The sequence below is a fragment of the Paraburkholderia sp. RHO2 genome (assembly GCF_050955445.1).
Classification (GTDB): Bacteria; Actinomycetota; Actinomycetes; order Mycobacteriales; family Mycobacteriaceae; genus Prescottella; species Prescottella agglutinans_A.
Window position 1 is genome coordinate 2,488,805 of sequence record NZ_CP162617.1, and the last position, 21,139, is coordinate 2,509,943.

The 21,139-nt window shown below is 69.2% G+C and carries 18 protein-coding genes; 7 read left to right on the forward strand and 11 right to left on the reverse strand.

The genetic code is table 11. From position 1 onward, the window contains the following. Positions 1–79: 79 nt before the first annotated feature. The 5 genes from pgl to tkt are packed head-to-tail and all read right to left on the reverse strand — an operon-like array spanning position 80 to position 6,526. The gene (gene pgl / locus ABTV10_RS11510; RefSeq protein ID WP_499034823.1) at positions 80–838 is read right to left on the reverse strand and encodes a 6-phosphogluconolactonase; all 759 of its coding nucleotides are present in this window, start codon (positions 836–838) and stop codon (positions 80–82) included. After that, positions 831–1,742 (reverse strand): glucose-6-phosphate dehydrogenase assembly protein OpcA, encoded by a 912-nt coding sequence (gene opcA / locus ABTV10_RS11515; protein WP_499034825.1) that lies wholly within the window; start codon positions 1,740–1,742, stop codon positions 831–833. The genes pgl and opcA overlap by 8 nt, the downstream gene beginning before the upstream one ends. Then, on the reverse strand, positions 1,739–3,280 hold the full coding sequence (gene zwf / locus ABTV10_RS11520) for a glucose-6-phosphate dehydrogenase (RefSeq protein WP_499034826.1): 1,542 nt from the start codon (positions 3,278–3,280) through the stop codon (positions 1,739–1,741). Before zwf ends, opcA begins: the two co-directional genes overlap by 4 nt. Before the next feature lie 3 nt (positions 3,281–3,283). Continuing rightward, complete coding sequence (tal, locus tag ABTV10_RS11525) at positions 3,284–4,417, reverse strand: transaldolase (protein WP_499034827.1); 1,134 nt, start codon at positions 4,415–4,417, stop codon at positions 3,284–3,286. 6 nt (positions 4,418–4,423) lie between these two features. Then, the gene (gene tkt / locus ABTV10_RS11530) at positions 4,424–6,526 is read right to left on the reverse strand and encodes a transketolase (protein ID WP_499034828.1); all 2,103 of its coding nucleotides are present in this window, start codon (positions 6,524–6,526) and stop codon (positions 4,424–4,426) included. 203 nt (positions 6,527–6,729) lie between these two features. Between tkt and ABTV10_RS11535 the strand changes: the two genes are divergently transcribed. Further along, the gene (locus tag ABTV10_RS11535; protein ID WP_499034830.1) at positions 6,730–7,725 is read left to right on the forward strand and encodes a heme o synthase; all 996 of its coding nucleotides are present in this window, start codon (positions 6,730–6,732) and stop codon (positions 7,723–7,725) included. A gap of 73 nt (positions 7,726–7,798) precedes the next feature. Here the strand turns inward: ABTV10_RS11535 and ABTV10_RS11540 are convergent, their stop codons facing one another. After that, positions 7,799–8,764 carry a quinone oxidoreductase family protein gene (locus ABTV10_RS11540; protein ID WP_433612803.1) on the reverse strand — a complete coding sequence of 322 codons (966 nt, stop codon included), beginning with the start codon at positions 8,762–8,764 and terminating at the stop codon, positions 7,799–7,801. A gap of 82 nt (positions 8,765–8,846) precedes the next feature. On the opposite strand from ABTV10_RS11540, the gene ABTV10_RS11545 reads away from it, so the two are divergent. After that, the gene (locus ABTV10_RS11545) at positions 8,847–9,200 is read left to right on the forward strand and encodes a hypothetical protein (protein ID WP_499034831.1); all 354 of its coding nucleotides are present in this window, start codon (positions 8,847–8,849) and stop codon (positions 9,198–9,200) included. A 72-nt stretch (positions 9,201–9,272) separates the two neighbouring features. On the opposite strand, the gene ABTV10_RS11550 is transcribed toward ABTV10_RS11545, so the two are convergent. The 5 genes from ABTV10_RS11550 to mptB all read right to left on the reverse strand — a co-directional run bounded on the left by ABTV10_RS11550 (position 9,273) and on the right by mptB (position 15,464). Then, the gene (locus tag ABTV10_RS11550) at positions 9,273–10,247 is read right to left on the reverse strand and encodes a COX15/CtaA family protein (RefSeq protein ID WP_499034834.1); all 975 of its coding nucleotides are present in this window, start codon (positions 10,245–10,247) and stop codon (positions 9,273–9,275) included. A 106-nt stretch (positions 10,248–10,353) separates the two neighbouring features. After that, the gene (locus tag ABTV10_RS11555) at positions 10,354–11,922 is read right to left on the reverse strand and encodes a hypothetical protein (RefSeq protein WP_499034836.1); all 1,569 of its coding nucleotides are present in this window, start codon (positions 11,920–11,922) and stop codon (positions 10,354–10,356) included. A 76-nt stretch (positions 11,923–11,998) separates the two neighbouring features. Further along, positions 11,999–12,790, reverse strand: a complete 792-nt coding sequence (locus ABTV10_RS11560; protein ID WP_499034837.1) for an ABC transporter permease — start codon at positions 12,788–12,790, stop codon at positions 11,999–12,001. A gap of 2 nt (positions 12,791–12,792) precedes the next feature. Next, the gene (locus ABTV10_RS11565; protein ID WP_499034838.1) at positions 12,793–13,716 is read right to left on the reverse strand and encodes an ABC transporter ATP-binding protein; all 924 of its coding nucleotides are present in this window, start codon (positions 13,714–13,716) and stop codon (positions 12,793–12,795) included. A gap of 59 nt (positions 13,717–13,775) precedes the next feature. Then, positions 13,776–15,464: a polyprenol phosphomannose-dependent alpha 1,6 mannosyltransferase MptB gene (gene mptB / locus ABTV10_RS11570; protein WP_499034840.1), complete on the reverse strand. Its 1,689-nt coding sequence runs from the start codon at positions 15,462–15,464 to the stop codon at positions 13,776–13,778. 155 nt (positions 15,465–15,619) lie between these two features. Between mptB and ABTV10_RS11575 the strand changes: the two genes are divergently transcribed. Genes ABTV10_RS11575 through ABTV10_RS11595 form a run of 5 tightly spaced genes read left to right on the forward strand, consistent with a single transcriptional unit; the run spans position 15,620 to position 21,137 of the window. Further along, positions 15,620–16,342, forward strand: a complete 723-nt coding sequence (locus ABTV10_RS11575; protein WP_499034843.1) for a helix-turn-helix transcriptional regulator — start codon at positions 15,620–15,622, stop codon at positions 16,340–16,342. Positions 16,343–16,401: 59 nt separating this feature from the next. After that, complete coding sequence (gene sufB / locus ABTV10_RS11580) at positions 16,402–17,847, forward strand: Fe-S cluster assembly protein SufB (protein WP_127916958.1); 1,446 nt, start codon at positions 16,402–16,404, stop codon at positions 17,845–17,847. 11 nt (positions 17,848–17,858) lie between these two features. Further along, positions 17,859–19,031, forward strand: coding sequence for a Fe-S cluster assembly protein SufD (gene sufD / locus ABTV10_RS11585; RefSeq protein WP_499034845.1), 1,173 nt, complete (start codon positions 17,859–17,861; stop codon positions 19,029–19,031). A 55-nt stretch (positions 19,032–19,086) separates the two neighbouring features. Continuing rightward, positions 19,087–19,869, forward strand: coding sequence for a Fe-S cluster assembly ATPase SufC (gene sufC / locus ABTV10_RS11590; protein WP_499034846.1), 783 nt, complete (start codon positions 19,087–19,089; stop codon positions 19,867–19,869). A 5-nt stretch (positions 19,870–19,874) separates the two neighbouring features. Next, the gene (locus ABTV10_RS11595) at positions 19,875–21,137 is read left to right on the forward strand and encodes a cysteine desulfurase (protein ID WP_499034847.1); all 1,263 of its coding nucleotides are present in this window, start codon (positions 19,875–19,877) and stop codon (positions 21,135–21,137) included. The last annotated feature ends 2 nt before the right edge of the window (positions 21,138–21,139 follow it).

Genomic DNA, 21,139 nt, shown 5'->3' on the forward strand with positions numbered 1-21,139 from the left:
CGTGGCCGACACCGGGGACGCGTCGCAGGCGTGCTCTCCCGTGGAGCCCGGCGAGGACCACACACAATGACGGAGACCGTCAGGCGCGAGGAAGCTTGCTCGCGGCGGTCTCGTCGAGCAGCCACACCGTGCGCTCGATGCCGCGCGCGCCCGCGGAGGGGATCTCCTCCGGCGAGGCTCCGTTGACCGCCGCGGCGACCGCGTCGGCCTTCGCGTCACCGGACACGATCAACCACACCTCGCGCGCCGACTGCACGGCGGGCAGCGTGAGTGTCACACGCACCGCCGGCGGCTTGGGGGAGTCGGTGACCGCCACCACCAGCTGTTCGGGCTCGCGGACCGCGGCGGTGTGCGGGAACAGCGAATTGACGTGCCCCTCACCGCCCATGCCGAGCAGATGGACGTCGAACAGTGGGCCCGTGCGATCGGACGCGAATGCGTCGAGAACCTCGGCGTACGCGGCCGCCGCCGTCACGGGATCGCTGCCGTACGCGCCGTCGGAGGCCGCCACGACGTGGACGCGGGCCGGATCCACCGGAACATGGTCGAGCAGCGCCTGGTGCGCCTGCACCTCGTTGCGCTCCGGATCGCCCGCAGGGAGGAACCGCTCGTCGCCGAAGAACACGTCGAGCGCAGTCCAGTCGATCGCGCCCGGGTTGGCGCGCACCTGCTCGAGCAGCGCGATGCCGGTGCCGCCGCCGGTGAGGACCACCGCGGCGGACCCGCGTGCCCGCTGGGCCGCGACGACGGTGTCGACGAAGCGTTCGGCCGCCGCCCGCACGAGGGCGTCGGTGTCGGCGAAACGGTGGATCTCCTGCTGGGCGTTCACGTCAGACATATTCCACCTTCGACAGGCCGGTCAGTGCGGCTTCGTACATCTGGTCGGGATCGAGTCGGCGGAGTTCCTCGGCCAGGCAGTCGCGGGTCTCGCGCCGAGCGAGCGCCACCAGCGCATCCGGCTGGCCGGTGCGGCTCAGCGTCGCGGTGGTCTCGGCCTGCGGTCGGCTGATCGCGATGCGATCGCCGTTGGCGAGCTGCAGTTCGACGAACAACGGTCCGGTCTGCCGCCGGACCGGACCCTCGATCCGGTCGGCCAGCCACCCCGCGAGGACGTCCAGCGCCGGCTCGGTCGCCAGGCCCGACACCGTCGCGGCGGCGATCTGCTCGTGCGGCGGCTGATCGAGCGCCGACGTCAGCAGCGCGCGCCAGTAGGTGATGCGGCTCCACGCGAGGTCGGTGTCGCCGGCGGTGTACGAGCCGAGGCGGCTCTTGATGGTCGCGGTCGGATCGGCGGCGCCGGTCGCGTCGGTGATCCGGCGGATCGCCAATCGTCCCACCGGATCCAGGGCGGGGATCGTCGGCGTGTCGTCCGGCCACCACGCCACCACCGGAGTGTCGGGCAGCAGGAACGGCACCACGACGCTCGCCTCGTGATCGGCGAGTTCGCCGTACACGCGCAGGATTACGACCTCCGACGCGCCGGCGTCGCCGCCGACGCGGATCTCGGCGTCGAGATGGGTTTCCTCCGAACGCGATCCACGGGCGACGACGATGACGCGACACGGATGCTCGCGGCTCGCCTCGTTCGCGGCGTCGATGACGTCCTCGGAGTTCTCGCTCTCGCGGGTGCACACCACGAGCGTGAGCACCCGGCCGAGAGTGACCGCGCCACCGGTCTCACGCAGCTCGACGAGCTTCTTGTTGATCGCGCCGGTCGTGGTCGACGGCAGCTCGATGATCACGGTCTTCTCCATTCACGCCCGGTGCGGCGCATCATCTCCTGCGCCGACGGCGGTCCCCACGTTCCGGCCTCGTACGGCTCCGGCTTGCCCTGCTTCGCCCAGTGCTCGAGTACGGGATCGAGGATCTTCCACGACAACTCGACCTCGGCGTTCACCGGGAACAGCGACGGCTCACCGAGCAGGACGTCCAGGATCAGCCGCTCGTACGCCTCGGGCGACGACTCGGTGAACGCCTGCCCGTAGCTGAAGTCCATGTTGACGTCGCGGACTTCCATGCTCGAGCCCGGGACCTTGGACCCGAAGCGCATGGTGACGCCCTCGTCGGGCTGGACGCGGATCACCAGAGCGTTCTGGCCGAGTTCCTCGGTCATCGTCGCGTCGAACGGCAGGTGCGGTGCGCGCTTGAAGACGACGGCGATCTCGGTGACCCTGCGGCCCAATCGCTTCCCGGTCCGCAGATAGAAGGGGACACCGGCCCAGCGGCGGGTGTCCACCTCGAGGGTGATCGCTGCGTAGGTCTCGGTGGTCGAGTCCTGCGCGAACCCTTCCTCCTCGTGCAGACCCACGACCTTGAGCCCGCCCTGCCAGCCGCCCGCGTACTGGCCACGCGCGGTGGTCTCGTCGAGCGGCTCCGCGAGTCGGGTCGCCGACAGCACCTTGATCTTCTCGGATTGCAGCTCCGACGGCTCGAAGCTCACCGGCTCCTCCATCGCGGTGAACGCGAGCAGCTGGAGCAGATGGTTCTGGATGACGTCGCGGGCGGCGCCGATTCCGTCGTAGTACCCGGCGCGGCCACCGAGGCCGATGTCCTCGGCCATCGTGATCTGCACGTGGTCGACGTAGTGCGCGTTCCAGATCGGATCGAACAGCTGGTTCGCGAATCGCAGCGCCAGGATGTTCTGGACCGTCTCCTTGCCCAGGTAGTGGTCGATGCGGAACACCATGTCCTCGGGGAACACGTTGTTCACCACCGCATTGAGCTCGCGGGCACTCTCGAGGTCGTGGCCGAAAGGCTTCTCGATAACGACGCGGCGCCACTGGCCGTCCACCGACTTCGCCAGGCCCGACCGCGACAGCTGCTCACACACTGTGGGGAACTGTGCCGGCGGAACCGACAGGTAGAACGCGTGGTTGCCGCGCGTGCCGCGCTCACGGTCCAGCGTGTCGAGCGTGTCCGAGAGTCTGGTGAACGCGGTCTCGTCGTCGAAGCTGCCCTGCACGAAGCGGATGCCCTTCGCGAGCTGCTCCCACACGTCCTCGCGGAACGGGGTGCGCGCGTGTTCGCGGACCGCGTCGTGGACGACCTGACTGAAGTCCTGATCCGCCCAGTCACGCCGGGCGAACCCGACCAGAGCGAACCCGGGCGGCAACAAACCCCTGTTGGCGAGGTCGTACACCGCCGGCATGAGCTTCTTACGTGCCAGGTCGCCGGTGACGCCGAAGATCACCAGGCCACAGGGGCCGGCGATGCGAGGCAGTCGCCGGTCCCTGCTGTCCCGTAGAGGGTTGACCCAACGGTCCGCCGCGGGTTCGCTCACGGATCAGCTCTCTCGAGCAGCCGCCAGCTGCTCCGTGATCGTGTCGAGGAGCTCGTTCCAGGAGACCTCGAACTTGTCGACACCCTCGACCTCGAGCTTGTCGAACACGGCCGGGATGTCGATGCCGGCCGCGGCGAGATCGTCGAACACGGCCTGCGACGCCTCGGCGGTGCCGGTGATGGTGTCCCCGGTGACGGTGCCGTGGTCGGCGACCGCCTCGAGGGTCTTCTCCGGCATGGTGTTGACGGTGTTCGCCGCGACCAGCTCCGTCACGTACAGCGTGTCGGAGTATTCGGGGTTCTTCACGCCGGTCGATGCCCACAGCGGACGCTGGACGAGCGCGCCGTCGGCCGCGAGGGCCGCCCACCGGTCGCCGCCCTCGAATACCGTCTGGTAGGACGCGTACGCGAGGCGGGCGTTGGCCACACCGGCCTTGCCGCGCAGCGCGAGGGCCGCGTCCGAACCGATCTTCTCGAGCTGCGCATCGATCTCGGTGTCCACACGAGAGACGAAGAACGACGCGACCGAGTGGATCTTCGACAGGTCGTGGCCCGCGGCCTTCGCGGCCTCGAGTCCGGCGAGGTATGCGTCGATGACGGCCTCGTAGCGTTCGACCGAGAAGATCAGCGTGACGTTGACGCTGATGCCCTCGGCGATCACCCGGGTGATCGCCGGCAGCCCCGCCTTGGTGGCCGGGATCTTGATGAAGAGGTTGTCGCGGTCGACGAGTTTCCACAGCTCGATCGCCTGCGCGACGGTCGCGTCGGTCTCGTGGGCCAGACGCGGATCGACCTCGATAGAGACGCGGCCGTCCACGCCGTCCGTCGCGGCCGCCACCGGCGCGAGCACGTCGCAGGCATTGCGGACGTCGTCGGTGGTGAGCACACGGACCGTCTCGTCGACGTCGGCGCCCTGCTTCGCCAGCTCGCTCAGCTGCGCGTCGTACGCGTTGCCCTTGGTGATGGCGCCCTGGAAGATCGTCGGGTTCGTGGTGACACCGACGACGCTGCGGGTCGCGATCAGCTGTGCGAGGTTGCCGGTCTCGAGCCGCGTGCGGGACAGGTCGTCGAGCCACACGGACACGCCCGCCGCGGACAGGGCCGCGAGGTTGGCGTTCTGAGTTGCAGTGTCAGTCATGGTGATTCATCCCTTCACGCGTGCGAGGGTGCGGCGCGCCGCATCGGTGACCGCTTCGGCCGTGAAGCCGAACTCGCGGAACAGCGTCTTGTGGTCGGCGGAGGCGCCGTAGTGCTCGATCGAAACGGCCTCACCGTCGTTGCCGAGGATCTTGTACCAGGGCATCGCGATGCCGGCCTCGACAGTGACGCGGGCACGCACCGACGGCGGCAGGATCTCGTCGCGGTACGCCTGGTCCTGCTGCTCGAACCAGTCGAGGCAGGGGACCGACACGACGCGGGTGGCGATGCCGTCCGCCTCGAGTGCCTCGCGGGCCGCGACCGCCAGCTGCAGCTCCGAGCCGGTGCCCAGCAGGATCACCTCGGGGGTGCCGGTGGACGCCTCGGCCAGCACGTACGCGCCGCGGGCGACGCCCTCGGCGGCCTTGTCCTTGGTGCCCTCGAGGACCGGGATGTCCTGGCGGGTGAGCGCCAGCGCGGTGGGGCCGGTCTTGTGCTCGAGCGCGGCCTTCCACGCCTGGGCGGTCTCGTTGGCGTCGCCCGGACGGATCACGGACATGTTCGGGATCGCTCGCAGCGACGCGAGGTGCTCGATCGGCTGGTGCGTCGGGCCGTCCTCGCCGAGGCCGATGGAGTCGTGCGTCCACACATACAGCGCGGGGGTCTTCATCAGCGAGGCCAGGCGAACCGCCGGACGCATGTAGTCGCTGAAGACCAGGAACGTGCCGCCGTACGCGCGGGTGGGGCCGTGCAGGACGATGCCGTTGAGGATCGAGCCCATCGCGTGCTCGCGGACGCCGAAGTGCAGCGTGCGGCCGTACGGCTGGGCGTTCCAGTCCTTCGTCGAGATCGACGTCGGGCCGAACGAGTCGGAGCCGTCGATCGTGGTGTTGTTGCTGCCGGCCAGGTCGGCCGAGCCGCCCCACAGCTCCGGCAGGATCGGGCCGAGCGCGTTCAGGACCTTGCTCGACGCCTTGCGGGTCGCAACACCCTTCGCGTCCGCCTCCCACGTCGGCAGGGTGTCGGCCCAGCCCTCGGGGAACTCTCCGGCGTGCAGACGGTCGAACAGCTCCTTGCGCTCGGGCTCGCGCGCGGCCCACGCGTCGAAGTCCAGCTGCCACTGCGCGTACGCCTCGGCGCCTCGGTCCAGGACCTTGCGGGCGTGTGCGAGCGCGGCCGGATCGACGTCGAAGCTCTTCTCCGGATCGAAGCCGAGTGCGCGCTTGACCCCGGCGACCTCGTCGGCGCCGAGCGCGGCCCCGTGCACGTCGCCGGTGTTCATCTTGGTCGGAGCGGGGTAGCCGATGATCGTGCGCAGCAGGATCATCGACGGCTTGTCGGTGACGGCCTTCGCGGCCTCGACGGCGTCGATGATCGCCGAGACGTTCTCGCCGCCCTCGACCGTCTGCACGTGCCAGCCGTACGCCTCGTAGCGCTTGGCGGTGTCCTCGCCGAGGGCGATCGCGGTGTCGTGCTCGATCGAGATCTTGTTGTCGTCGTAGAAGACGATCAGGTTGCCCAGCTGCTGGACGCCCGCGATCGACGATGCCTCGGAGGTGACGCCCTCCTCGATGTCACCGTCGGAGGCGACGACGTAGACGTAGTGATCGAACGGGCTGGTGCCGGCCGCGGCGTCCGGGTCGAACAGGCCGCGCTCGCGGCGGGCCGCCATCGCCATGCCGACCGACGAGGCCAGGCCCTGGCCCAGCGGGCCGGTCGTCATCTCGACGCCGACGGTGTGGCCGTACTCGGGGTGGCCGGGCGTGAGCGAACCCCACGTGCGCAGCGCCTCGATGTCGGCGAGCTCCAGGCCGTACCCCGACAAGTACAACTGCAGGTACAGCGTCAGGCTGCTGTGGCCGCACGACAGGACGAAGCGGTCGCGGCCCACCCATTCCGGGTTCTTCGGGTCGTGGCGCAGCACCCGCTGGAAGAGCGTGTAGGCCAGCGGTGCGAGACTCATCGCGGTGCCCGGGTGGCCGTTGCCGACCTTCTGGACGGCGTCCGCGGCGAGGACTCGTACGGTGTCGACGGCCTTGGTGTCCAGGTCGGTCCAGTCGGTGGGGTGGACCGGTTGGGTGAGGACGCGGATCTCGTCTGTGATCGACACGGGCAGATGTCTCCTGACATTGTTGTGCGTGGAGCCGGAGGGTATCCGGAGGTGCAGTGGGCGTCGCCGGACCTCGAGTGCGCCTATAGCCTAGTGTGCGCCCTGATTCGGGTCGATTCGGTTGCCGGGTATCCGGCGTCTACCATCGTCTGTAGTAGTGCAGTAGTCAGCAAGGATGTAGTCGCGTGGGGCAAGGAGACAGCGTGCGTACAGGGCATAGGCCGAGCGGACACGGCTTCGGCAGCCCCGGCGGCGCATCCGCTTCCGATCCGAAGGTCGTAGGGAGTCCGTCCACGCTGTTCGGGCGCGTGACCTCCACGATCCTCGCGTACGTGGCGCTGACGAAGCCACGCGTGATCGAGCTACTGCTCGTTGCGACGATCCCGGCGATGCTCCTCGCGGACCGCGGGCACATCGACCTCGTCCTCATCCTCAGCACACTGTTCGGCGGCTGGATGGGCGCCGCGAGTGCGAACTCGCTGAACTGCGTCGTCGACGCGGACATCGACAAGGTGATGAAGCGCACAGCGCTGCGTCCGCTGGCCCGCCAGGCCGTGCCGACGAAGAACGCGTTCATCTTCGGCATGACGCTCGGCATCGCGTCGTTCCTGTGGCTGTGGTGGCGCGCGAATCTACTCGCCGGCTTCCTGGTGGTCCTGACGATCGCCTTCTACGTCCTCGTCTACACGATGGTGCTCAAGCGCCGCACGTGGCAGAACGTGATCTGGGGCGGCGCGGCCGGCTGCATGCCGGTGATGGTCGGCTGGGCCGCGGTGACAGGCTCGCTGAGCTGGGAACCCATCGTCCTGTTCCTGATCATCTTCTTCTGGACGCCGCCGCACACCTGGGCGCTCGCGATGCGCTACAAGGAGGACTACAAGGCCGCGGGCGTGCCGATGCTCCCGGTCATCGCGTCCGAGGAGCACGTCACCAAGCAGATCGTCATCTACACGTGGGCCACCGTCCTGGCGTCGCTCGCGCTGGTGCCGGCCGCCGGCTGGATCTACGCCGGCGTCACCCTGCTCGCGGGCGCCTGGTTCCTGTTCGTCGCCCACCAGCTGTACAACAGCGTCCGCGGCGGCACCCCGATCAAGCCGCTCAAGCTGTTCCTGCAGTCGAACAACTACCTGGCGGTCGTGTGCTGCGGTCTGGCAGTGGACTCGGTCCTGGGCTGGAACACCATCGCCAGCTACTTCTGACGCCTTCCGATACTCCGGTGCAGAGGGCCCCGATCGTCGAACGATCGGGGCCCTTCGTCATATGCGGGGTCTACTACGGCACCAGCACGATCGAACCGGTTGTCCTGCGGCCCTCCAGATCGCGGTGCGCCTGTTCGGCGGCCTCCAGCGGGTAGGTGCCGCCGACCCGGAGCTTCAGGGTGCCCGCCGCGATCGCGTCGAACACGGCGCCCGCGCGCCACGTGAGCTCCTCACGGTTGCGCACGTAGTGCGCCAGGGTCGGACGGGTCACGTACAGCGATCCGCCCGCATTGAGGCGCTGCAGGTCGAACGGGGGGACCGGTCCGCTGGCGGCACCGAACAGGACGAGGGTGCCGCGGATCCGCAGGGCTTCGAGGCTCGCGTCGAACGTGTCCTTGCCGACCCCGTCGTACACGGCGGCCACGCCCTCGCCGCCGGTCAGCTCACGAACCTTCTCGGCGAGCCCGTCGCCGTAGCGCAGGACCCGCCAGGCGCCCGCCTCCCGCGAGAGCGCCTCCTTCTCGTCCGTCGAGACCGTCGAGATGACCTTGACGCCCTTCGCGGCCGCCATCTGCGTCAACAGCAGACCCACACCACCCGCGCCGGCGTGGACGAGGACGGCCTCACCAGCGCGCGCGGGATATGCCGACTCGATCAGGTAGTGCGCCGTCATGCCCTGCAGCAGCGCCGACGCGGCCTGCTCGGGCGCGACGCCGGCGGGGACGTCCACGGCCACGGCGGCCGGCACGACGACCTTCTCCGCGTAGCTGCCCGGCGCCGAGGCCCAGGCCACCCGGTCGCCGACCCCGAACTCGGTGACATCCGCACCCACCGCAGTGACGACTCCGGTGCCCTCGTCGCCCGGGACGAACGGCAGATCGCGGGTGTACGTGCCGTTGCGGTAGTACGTGTCGAGGAAGTTGATGCCGACGGCATCGGTGGCAACCAGCAGGTCACCCGGACCGATCTGCGGATCGGGCACCTCCGTGGGGATGAGGACTTCGGGACCGCCGTTCTGGGACACCACGATTGCACGCATGTTCTTGTTGTACACCTCGCCCTCCGACGTGCGATGGGACGGCCGTGACGGTCGCTCGGCTACCGCACAGTAGGCTGACGCCATGAGCACCGATACCCAGAGCACCGCTGCGGCCCCGGTCCTGCCCTCGGGCACGGTCGCCGCCATCCGGAAGTTCCTGTCCGAGCACGGCGGATCCGCGAGCGCGGTCATCCAGCCGGTGGGGCGCGCGGGCGTGCGGATCACGCTCGTCGGCGCCGACGGCATCCTCGGCGACCAGGTGGTCGAGACGGTCGCGATCGCGAACGCCGTCGTCGCCTCCTTGGACGAGATCACGGTCTCCGAGTGGGATCGCGCGCTGACCAGCGTCGTCACCCCGCGCCAGGGCCACTTCGCGAAGATGGCAGGCTGGGTGGCCCATCAGACGCGCTTCCCCAAGGCGCGCAACGAGCGCTGACACGACCGAAGGCCGGGTTCTCGCGAGTGTTCGCGGGAACCCGGCCTTCGTCGTCTGCGGGGTGGGCCGGCGTCAGGCGGACGCGACGGCCTCGGCGTCGGTGCGGTCGCCGACCGGTTCGCGGACCCGGCCCGCCGCGTAGAGGGCGGCGGTCGCGGCGGTGCACGCGCCGGCGAGTGCCACGTGGATGGTCACCAGCGCGGCGGGGACATGCGTCCAGAACTGCACGAGGCCGACGCAGGCCTGCGCGACGACGAGCGCGATCACGACCTTCAGACGCAGCTTCACCGCGGCGCGCGCCCCGACGGCGTACAGGCCGAAGCCGAGGCCGACCAGTAGCGCGAGGTAGCCGACGAGCAACTCGGCGTGCAGGTGCACCAGGTTGGTGATGTCGAGGTCGAGGCGCTCGACGGTGCGCTCCGGGTTCTTGTCGCCGGCGTGCGGGCCGGCACCGGTCACCATCGTGCCGGCGACCAACGTGCCGGCCAGCGCGACGCCGGTGAGCGCGGTCAGCCAGCTCAGCTGCTTGGGCAGGGTAGTGACCTCGACGCCGTCGTCGGGCTGGTCGATCTTGTGGTACAGCAGCACCGACAGCCACACCATCGCCATCGACACCAGCAGGTGGACCGCGACGGTCCACCAGAGCAGCCCGGTGAGCACGGTGATGCCGCCGATCACCGCCTGCGCCACCGTCGACAGCGGCATCAGCCATGCGTAGGTCAACACCTCGCGGCGGCGGGCGGCGCGAGTGACGGCGATGACCACCGCGGCCGACACAGCCACGACCGCGAACGTCAGCAGCCGGTTGCCGAACTCGACGGCCTGGTGGAACCACGGCGCGGTGGACGATGCCGTCGGGACGAAGCTGCCCGGATAGCACTGCGGCCAGGTGGTGCAGCCGAGGCCGGACGCCGTGACGCGGACCACCGATCCGGTGACCGCGATGCCGCCCTGCGCCACGATCACCGCGATCGCGATCCACTTCTGGACCGCGAGCGACGGCAGCGGCAGACGGTTGACCAGGTTCACAAACCCGCGATACAGCACGCCCCGATGGTAGAGGGCGGTCCACTACACGCTGTCGTTGGGGTGTGCCTCTGCGGGGGAAACGTGCAGGTTATCCGCTCGACAGCGGGCGCGACCGTGACCGGGTTCACGACCCCGACGAGCCGCTCGACCCGCCGCTGCCGGGATTAACCGACACGATGCCCGAGATCGTGCCCTGCATGTACCGGCCGTCACGCGTGATCAGCGCCGACATCTGCAGCGTGTCGCCGAGCAGCGTGCTGGTGATCGTCTTCGTCGTCTTCACGGCACCGGTCTCGGGATCGATCACCGCGTACGCGAAACCGTCCAGCGGCGTGGTCACGTCGGCGCCTTGCCGGACCATCGTGTAGAGGTTCCCGTCCGCGGTCGACAGGTGTGGCACCGCGGAACTGCGGACCTGGTTCTGCCACACCGTCGTGCAGCCCTGGCCGTCGGTGTCGACGTCCACGCGTGTCATGCCACCCCGGAACGGCGCGGACGCGGGCACCGCCTCACCGGCCCCGGCCGGGACCGTCGGGTAGGGGTAGCCGTACGTGCCGGCGACGAACACCGACCGTCCGATCGCGATCGGCGAGTTCTCGCTCCCGCTGCCCGAACCGGTGCTGCCGCCGACGCTGCCGGACAGGCTGCTGGAGCCGGAACCATCGGTGCTCCCGCTGCTGCGCGGGGCGCTCCCGCCGTCGCCCGGCGGGAGGACCGGTTCCTTGCAGACCTCCTCGCCGGTGGCGGAGCGGTACACGAGCAGGTTCACCTGGCCGTCGGCGTTGTCGACGATCGTCACGTACTCCGAACCGGTGACGGGCCCGAAGTAGGTGGGCGTCGAGCCGGTGCCCCAGCTGAGCTGTCCGGGCTTGCGGGCCGAGCCCCGGTCGTACGGCTGTCGCCAGTCGATGTGGGGCTGGGCGTCCGCACCGGCGCTCAGCTGGTACGTGGCATGGGTCGACGCGACCGAGGTGCCGCCAGGCGACGTCGAGATGCTGTTCTGAACCTGTTCGCCGGCCGGCAGGGCGACCGTGCGGGCGATGCCGGCGGCGTCGACGGTGCCGACGATTCCGCCGCCCGTCGCGAACCAGACGTTGCCGTCCCAGTCCGGCGCCAGGCCCGTGACGTTGTCGCCGTCGGGAATCGTGGAGGTCAGATCGACGCTCGTGTCGACCGCGAGAGTCCACGTGCCGTTCGTCTGTGTGTGCTCGATGCGCAGCAGGTGCCTCGTGCCGTCGACGACGACGAGGCGGTCGTCGGAGTCGAGGTAGGCATACACGCCGCCGAGCAGGCTGCCCTTGGTCAGCTGGAGCTGGGCGAGCGTCCCGCCGGCCGGGACCGTCGAGGCGTTCGGATCCAGCAGATGCACGGTCGGGTTCTGTCCGATCATCGTGGTGCACAGCGCGACGACCAGGCCGTCCGAGCCCTGCAACAGTGTCGGGCACGCCGACGCGAGTGGGTACTGCGCGATCGAGACGGCGCCGGTGCCCGGCCCGGCCAGCGGCGTCGCATCGGACGATCCCGCGTCCTGATGCGTTGTCGATGTGCCCTCCGGCCCCAGGTGCGGATTCGGGGGCGCGAGCGGGCCCCAGATGGGGGCCGCGGAAGCCGTCGTCGGGGCCAGTGCCACGGCGAGCGCCCCGCACGCGGCGAGGGACGTACGGCGGAATCCGATCATCAGGGAGGCGGTCACGACGGCCATTCTGATACTGGACGGTCGGTCGTGGAAGCGTTTCGCCCGAGACGCCAAGAACGAACGAATACTCGTGTCAGGTGAACTTGAATGTCCTGGTCGCGACGAATCCGGTGACGAGTGCCCACACCGCGAGGACCGCGATGCAGAAGAGGTTGACGCCGCCCGACGTGGCGTCCTCGAGGGCCTGGGCGAGGGCACCGGACGGGATCAGTTCCGCGATCACCCGGACGCCGGCCGGCAGCTCGTCGGCGAAGATCACGCTGCCGATGCCGGCCATCGCGAACCACAGGATGTTCGCGAGCGCGAGGACGATCTCGGCGCGCAGCGTGCCACCGAGCAGCAGGCCCATCGCGGCGAATGTGACGGTGCCGAGCGCGATCACGACCGCGCCGAGGAGGAGTCCGAGCACACTCGGGCGCCAGCCCAGCGCGAACCCGATGGCACCGAGCAGGACGGTCTGCATCGCGACGACGATCACCACCGCGGCGCTTTTGCCGGCGATGATGCCCCACCGTGGGAGCGGCGTGGCCCCGAGTCGTTTGAGGGCGCCGTAGCGGCGGTCGAAACCGACGGCGATCGCCTGACCGGTGAATGCCGTCGACATGATCGCGACCATCATGACGGCGGGCACGATCGTGTCGACGCGGTCGCTGCCGAAGTCGCCGATCGGCAGCAAGGTCAGCCCGATCAGCAGTGTGATCGGGATGAACATCGTGATCAGCAACTGCTCGCCGTTGCGCAGCAGCAGCGTCAGCTCGAGCTTGGTCTGCGAGGCCAGCATCCGCGCCGGCGGCGCGGGCTGGGGGCGCGGGGTGAACGTACCGGCGGTGAAGCGGTTGTCGGCCAGGCGGTCGTGGTGCGTCACGCTCATCCCCTCAGATCCCGTCCCGTGAGTTCGAGGAAGACGTCCTCGAGGCGGCGCTGGTCGACCCGGATCTCCGTGGCCAGCGCGTTCTGTCCGGCGCACCAGGACGTGACCGCCGCGACGATGTGTGGGTCGATCGCGCCGCGCACGACGTAGTCCCCGGACGTGACCTCCTGCACCTGGAAGTCGGCGGGCAGCGCGGCGCGCAGTGGGGCGAGGTCGAGGCCGGGCGGTGCCACCAGGCTCAGCAGGCCTTCGGCGCCGGTGCGGGTGACCTCCGACGGCGTTCCGGACGCGACGATCCTGCCGTGGTCGATGATGACGAGTTCGTCGGCCAGTTCCTCGGCCTCGTCCATGAGGTGTGTGGTGAGCAGGACGCTGACGCCGTCGCGGCGCAGCGCGTCGATCAGCTCCCACACCAGCAGTCGGGCCTGCGCGTCGAGGCCTGCGGTCGGTTCGTCGAGGAACACGAGTTCGGGCCGGCCGACGAGGGCGCAGGCGAGGGACAGCCGCTGCTGCTGGCCGCCCGACAGGCGGCGGTACGGGGTGCGGCGGGCGTCATGCAGGCCGAGGCTGCGCAGCAGCCATTCGGGATCGAGCGGGTCCGCCGAGTACGACGCGACCAGGTCGAGCATCTCGCCGGCCTTCGAACCCGGGTAAGCGCCGCCGCCCTGGAGCATGACGCCGATCCGGGGCCGTAGCGCCGCGGAGTCGGCGATCGGGTCGAGGCCGAGGACCCGGACGGATCCGGCGTCGGGGGAGACGAAGCCCTCGCACATTTCGACGGTCGTGGTCTTGCCGGCGCCGTTCGGGCCGAGCAGGGCCAGCACCTGCGCCTGTTCGAGGATCAGATCGAGCCCGTCGACGGCACGGACGCTGCCGAAGGCCTTCACGACGCCTTGGAGACACACTGCCGGCGTACCCATACTCAACGCCGCTCCGACGTTCTGACAATCACGAGGATCCAGCCTAGGCGCAGACCGGATCAGGCTTGTCCGGTGGTCCCGGGCTGGGCCCGCCAGAGCAGCTTGTTGCGGGTGAGAAGCATCAGCGCGACGCTGGCGATCGCGGTGGCGACGGCGGCCTGGACGATCATGAACGGTTCGTATTCGGCGCCGTTGGGCATGAGGATCACGCTGACGAACGACGAGAACGCGATCGTCGGGATCCGGAACACTGGGCGGGTGGCCCACGCGGCGAGCGGGATGACCGCCCACAGCAGGTACCACGGTTGCACCACCGGGAACAGCAGGACGATCGCGCCCAGGGACACGCCCAGTGCCCCCACCGGGTGGATCCGTCCGACCAGCACCGCGATCAGCATGCGCAGCGTGATGAAGGCCGCGACCAGCGACGCGATGGGTCGGGTCAGGCTCAGCACCGCGGTGGTGTGGTCGCCGAGGCCGAGGAATACCCCGACCAGGCCGGTTCCCAGCCCCAGCAGGGTCGGGATCGACATCCAGCTGCGCACCTCGGTCGCCGTGCCGAGGGTCTGCGTCCAGCCCATGCCGAGTCCACTCGCGACGCTGACGAAGACCGTCACCGCGATCGCGACCACCCCCAGTAGCGCCGCGGCCGACGCGAGGGCCTTCAGATTCGCTCCCCACCTGCGGGCGAGCGCCATCCCCACGAATCCGAGGGCGAGCAGCGACGGGATCTTGATCGTCGAGGACAGGGCGATCAGCGTCGCGCCGGCCAGCAGAAGGAGCAGCGTTCGTCCACGAATCGGGTCGGCACTCTCGACGGCCCGCAGTGCCAGTTCCACACCGGCAAGCATGAGGCCGATCATCAGGGCCTCGTTGTGGATGCCGGCGACCAGGTGGAAGAGCACCAGAGGGTTCATGGCACCGAGCCAGAGCGCGCTGACCGCCGAGACGCCGCAGCGTCGCGCGAGGCGGGGCAGGGCCCACACGATCATCGCGACGCCGGCCAGCGCGAGCAGGCGGTGCAGGAAGATGCCCGCGACGATGTTGTCACCGGTCAGGTATGTGATCCCGCGCCCCATCCACAGGAACAGTGGGCCGTACGGTGCCGGGGTCTCGCGCCAGATGTTGGGGACGGTCCGGGTCAGGACGTGGTCCACCCCGAGGGCATTCTGTGGGCCGATCTCGTACGGATCGAGGCCGCGCGCGGTGATCTCGCTCTGCGCCAGGTACGAGTAGACGTCGCGGCTGAACATCGGCGGGGCCACTGTGAGGGGTATCACCCACAGCAGGAGGGTGCGGTCCAGCTGTGACCGGGTCAGCTGGCGCGGCGGGCGTCCACCGCGCAGGCTGCCGACCGCGAACCGGCCCAGCAGCAGCCACGCGAAGACCACCATGACGGTGCCCGTCATGGCCATGCTCAGCGTTGCGCTCGGCAAGCGGGCCGGCAGGCCCAGCACGCGCAGGCCTTGGACGGGATTCTGCAGAACGGGCTGCGCGCCGGCGCCGAGTGCGCCGACCGCCATGAGCACCGCACCGGTGGCGCCGAACAGGCGTATCCAGTGCAGTTGGCGGGTTTCGGCGGCGTCGAGACCCGGGGCCTCGGTCTCGTCGCCGTGGAGGGCGTCGGCTACCGACGGGCGGGGTGAGCGCCCGTCGATGCCGAGCGCGCGCTTGGCGAAGGTCGTGGCCCGATCGACCCGGGACCGGGCCGGGGCATCCGACTCGTGTTCCATCTCGGTCTGCGGCACACGGTGCAGCGTAGCGGTGCGAACGGAGTGCTCCGGCCGGACCCGATCCGGCGCACGCCGGGTCGGTGTGGTGTCGATTACACAGGGCACCCTTCGTGGACCGACGCGTCGAATTCCGTCACACTGGTGTTGTGAAATCGGACGAGGCTCGACGTATGAGCGGAGAAAGTGCAGGTCACGCACCTGTTCAGGTCTCTGCGGGTTCGTCGCTGCCCGTTGCCGGAGCGCACGAAGGGCATACCCGCGCGGCGGTGGTGCAGCTGCTCGTCGAGGAGGGGCCGATCACCGCCACCGACATCGGCGCCCGCCTCGGCCTCAGTGCCGCCGGTGTCCGGCGGCACCTGGACGTGCTCATCGAGGCCGGTGAGGCCCAGGAGGCCAGTGCGGCCAGCTGGCGGCAACGGGGCCGCGGGCGTCCGGCGAAGCTGTTCCAGATCACGGCGGCGGGTCGCGGGAAGCTCGGCCACACGTACGACGACCTCGCTGGTGCCGCGATGCGGCAGCTGCGCGAGATCGGTGGGGACGCGGCCATCGAGGACTTTGCCCGACGCCGGGTGCAGTCCATCGTCGGTGAGGTCGAGCCGGTGAGCGAGGACGAGCCGGCGGCCGTCGAGTCCACGGCGGAGGAGATCGCGGAGGCGTTCACCTCGGCGGGGTTCGCCGCGTCGATCCGCCCGGTAGGCAACGGCGTGCAGATCTGCCAGCACCACTGCCCGGTGTCGCACGTCGCCGAGGAGTTCCCCGAACTGTGCGAGGCGGAGCGGGCGGCGTTCGCCGAACTGCTCGGACGCCACGTGCAACGGCTGGCGACGATCGCGAACGGGGATTGCGCCTGCACCACCCACGTCCCGCTCGCATTACCCCGAAAGACCCCCTAGATGTTCTCTCCGGTGGACAGCTCGCACCGGTACGTAACAAGACTCCGGAAGGAGCTCGCATGACCGTCACACCAGACCAGGTGACACCCGAGGCGCCACTCTCCCAGGAAGAGACGATCGCCTCGCTGGGCAACTACGAATACGGCTGGGCGGACGCCGACGTCGCCGGTGCCAGTGCGCAGCGAGGTCTGTCCGAGGACGTCGTGCGGGACATCTCCGCGAAGAAGAACGAGCCTGACTGGATGCTCGACATCCGCCTCAAGGCGCTGCGCACCTTCGACAAGAAGCCGATGCCGCACTGGGGCTCGAACCTCGAGGGCATCGACTTCGACAACATCAAGTACTTCGTGCGGTCCACCGAGAAGCAGGCCGAGAGCTGGGAAGACCTGCCCGAGGACATCAAGAACACGTACGACAAGCTGGGCATCCCCGAGGCCGAGAAGCAGCGCCTCATCGCGGGTGTCGCGGCGCAGTACGAGTCCGAGGTGGTCTACCACCAGATCCGCGAGGATCTCGAGGCTCAGGGCGTCATCTTCCTCGACACCGACTCGGGTCTGCGTGAGCATCCGGAGCTGTTCCGCGAGTACTTCGGCACGGTCATCCCGGCCGGTGACAACAAGTTCTCCGCGCTGAACACCGCCGTCTGGTCCGGTGGATCGTTCATCTACGTGCCGCCGGGCGTGCACGTCGACATCCCGCTGCAGGCCTACTTCCGGATCAACACCGAAAACATGGGCCAGTTCGAGCGGACGCTGATCATCGTCGACGAGGGCGCCTCGGTGCACTACGTCGAGGGCTGCACCGCGCCGATCTACAAGTCCGACTCGCTGCACTCCGCGGTCGTCGAGATCATCGTCAAGAAGGGCGGCCACTGCCGCTACACGACGATCCAGAACTGGTCGAACAACGTCTACAACCTGGTGACCAAGCGCACCAAGGTCGAGGCGGGTGGGTCGATGGAGTGGATCGACGGCAACATCGGTTCCAAGGTCACGATGAAGTACCCGGCCGTGTGGATGATGGGCGAGCACGCCCGTGGCGAGGTGCTCTCCGTCGCGTTCGCCGGTGAGGGCCAGCACCAGGACACCGGTGCGAAGATGCTGCACCTGGCGCCGCACACGTCGTCGACGATCGTGAGCAAGTCCGTCGCCCGTGGCGGCGGTCGCGCGTCGTACCGCGGTCTGGTCCAGGTCAACAAGGGCGCGCACGGCTCGAAGGCGACCGTGAAGTGTGACGCCCTGCTGGTCGACCAGATCAGCCGTTCCGACACCTACCCGTACGTCGACGTCCGCGAGGACGACGTGACGATGGGTCACGAGGCGACGGTGTCGAAGGTCAGCGACGACCAGTTGTTCTACCTCATGAGCCGCGGTCTGACCGAGGACGAGGCCATGGCCATGGTGGTGCGAGGGTTCGTCGAGCCCATCGCCAAGGAGCTGCCGATGGAGTACGCCCTCGAGCTCAACCGCCTGATCGAACTGCAGATGGAAGGGGCGGTGGGCTAGTGAGCACCCCCGTGACGGGAGTACAGGGCGCGGCGGCCGGCGAGAACGCCGTCCCCGCAACCAACAAGGGTGAGGTCTTCACCTCGTTCGACGTGAACGCGTTCGAGGTCCCCGGTGGCCGTGACGAGGCGTGGCGGTTCACCCCGCTGCGCCGGCTGCGCGGCCTGCACGACGGCACCGCCGTCGCGTCCGGCAAGGCGACCGTCGAGGTCGACGGCGACGTCTCCGTCGAGACCGTCGGCCGAGACGACGCCCGACTCGGCCAGGGCGGCGTGCCGTTCGACCGCGTTGCCGCGCAGGCGTACTCGTCGTTCGAGACGGCGACCGTCGTTACCGTCGGCCGCGAGACCGAGGTGGCCGCGCCGGTCCACATCACGGTCACCGGACCGGGCGAGGGCGAGGTCGCGTTCGGTCACCTGCAGATCCGGCTCGAGGAGTTCGCCAAGGCGACCGTCGTTCTCGACCAGAAGGGCAGCGGCACCTACGCGGAGAACGTCGAGTTCGTGCTCGGCGACAGCGCGTCGCTGACGGTCGTCGCGGTCCAGGACTGGGCCGACGACGCGGTCCACACCGCTGCGCACCACGCGATGCTCGGCCGGGACGCGGTGCTGCGGCACACCTCGGTGAGCCTGGGCGGCGACCTCGTCCGCATCACCCCGACCGTCAAGTACGCCGGCCCCGGTGGCGACGCCGAGATGCTCGGCCTGTACTTCGCCGACGCCGGCCAGCACTTCGAGCACCGTCTGCTGGTGGACCACTCGCAGCCGCACTGCAAGTCGAACGTCGTGTACAAGGGTGCGCTGCAGGGCGATCCGGAGTCGGGCAAGCCGGACGCGCACACGGTGTGGATCGGCGACGTACTGATCCGCGCCGAGGCGGAGGGCACCGACACGTTCGAGCTCAACCGCAATCTGGTGCTCACCGACGGGGCGCGCGCCGACTCGGTGCCGAACCTCGAGATCGAGACCGGTGAGATCGTCGGCGCCGGACATGCCAGCGCCACGGGACGTTTCGACGACGAGCAGCTGTTCTACCTGCGGGCCCGGGGTATCCCCGAGGACCAGGCCCGGCGGCTGGTCGTGCGTGGTTTCTTCCACGAGATCATCAACCGCATCGCCGTTCCGGAGGTGCGCGAGCGCCTCGAGGCTGCCGTCGAGGCCGAACTGGCCGCGGTCGGCGCCTGATCCGGTACGCCGCCTTCCCACCGATACTTCGCCGATAACCCGCATAGGAAATCGAATGTCTACGCTTGAAATTCGCGACCTGCACGTCAACGTCGCCAACTCGGACGAGAACGCCGAGCCGATCAACATCCTCAAGGGTGTGAACCTGACCGTCCGCTCGGGCGAGACTCACGCCATCATGGGCCCCAACGGTTCGGGCAAGTCGACGCTGTCGTACGCGATCGCCGGTCACCCCAAGTACGAGGTGACCTCGGGCACCATCACCCTCGACGGCGAGAACGTCCTGGAGATGAGCGTCGACGAGCGCGCCCGTGCGGGCCTGTTCCTCGCGATGCAGTACCCGGTCGAGGTGCCCGGCGTCTCGATGTCGAACTTCCTGCGCACCGCCGCCACCTCGGTCCGCGGCGAGGCCCCGAAGCTGCGCCACTGGGTCAAGGAAGTCAAGGAGGCGATGACCGAGCTCGAGATCGATCCGACCTTCGGCGAGCGCAGCGTCAACGAGGGCTTCTCCGGCGGCGAGAAGAAGCGCCACGAGATCCTGCAGCTGGGTCTGCTCAAGCCGAAGATCGCGATCCTCGACGAGACCGACTCGGGCCTCGACGTCGACGCCCTGCGCGTGGTGTCCGAGGGCGTCAACCGCTACAAGGAGCGGGAGGACGGCGGGATCCTGCTGATCACGCATTACACCCGCATCCTGCGCTACATCAAGCCGGAGTTCGTGCACGTGTTCGTGAACGGCCAGATCGTCGAGTCCGGTGGAGCTGAGCTCGCCGACGAGCTCGAGGCCAACGGCTACGTGCGCTTCACCCAGGCAGCGTCTTCCGGGGCAGGGGCGTAGCCCGGATGACCATCACGGTGCCCGCGCTGGACGTCACCAGGATCCGGGACGACTTCCCGATCCTGGGGCGGACCGTGCGCGACGGAAAGCCCTTGGTGTACCTGGATTCCGGTGCGACGTCGCAGCGTCCGGTGCAGGTGCTCGATGCCGAGCGGGAGTTCCTCACCACGTGCAACGCAGCGGTGCACCGCGGTGCGCATCAGCTGGCCGAGGAGGCCACCGACGCGTACGAGGGTGCCCGCGCGGCGATCGCCTCGTTCGTCGGTGTCGATTCGGACGAGCTGGTGTTCACGAAGAACGCCACCGAGTCGCTCAACCTCGTCGCGTACGTGTTCGGTGACGACCGCTTCGACAAGGCGGTCGGACCGGGTGACGAGATCGTCGTCACCGAACTCGAGCACCACGCGAATCTCGTTCCGTGGCAGGAGCTTGCGCGTCGCACGGGTGCGACGCTGCGGTGGTACGGGATCACCGACGACGGACGCATCGACCTGGATTCGCTCGAGCTGACCGACAGGGTCAAGGTCGTCGCGTTCACGCACCAGTCCAACGTGACCGGTGCGATCTCCCCGGTCGAGGAACTGGTCCGCCGCGCGCAGGCGGTCGGCGCGATCACGGTGCTGGACGCGTGCCAGTCGGTGCCGCACATCGCCGTCGACTTCCGTTCCCTCGGAGTCGATTACGCGGCGTTCTCCGGGCACAAGATGCTCGGTCCGTCGGGCGTCGGTGTGCTGTACGGCCGCCGCGAGCTGCTCACGTCGATGCCGCCGTTCATCACCGGTGGTTCGATGATCGAGACCGTCACGATGGCGGGCAGCACGTACGCGCCGCCGCCGCAGCGGTTCGAGGCCGGCGTGCCGATGACCTCGCAGGTCGTCGGGCTCGGCGCGGCCGTGAAATACCTGCAGGACATCGGCATGGAGGCCGTCGCGCAGCACGAGCACCAGCTGGTGACCGCGGCGCTCGAGGGCCTCGCGGGCATCGACGGAGTCCGGATCGTCGGCCCCACCGACGGTGTCGACCGCGGCTCGGCCGTCTCATTCCTGGTCGACGGGATCCACGCGCACGACCTCGGTCAGGTCCTCGACGACGACGGCGTCGCCGTGCGCGTCGGGCACCACTGCGCGTGGCCGATGCACCAGCGGTTCGGCATCGCCGCGACCGCGCGGGCGTCGTTCGCGCTGTACAACACCCTCGACGAGGTCGATGCGCTGATCGCCGGCATCCGGCGCGCGCAGGACTTCTTCGGCGTAGGCGGAGGTGACTGACG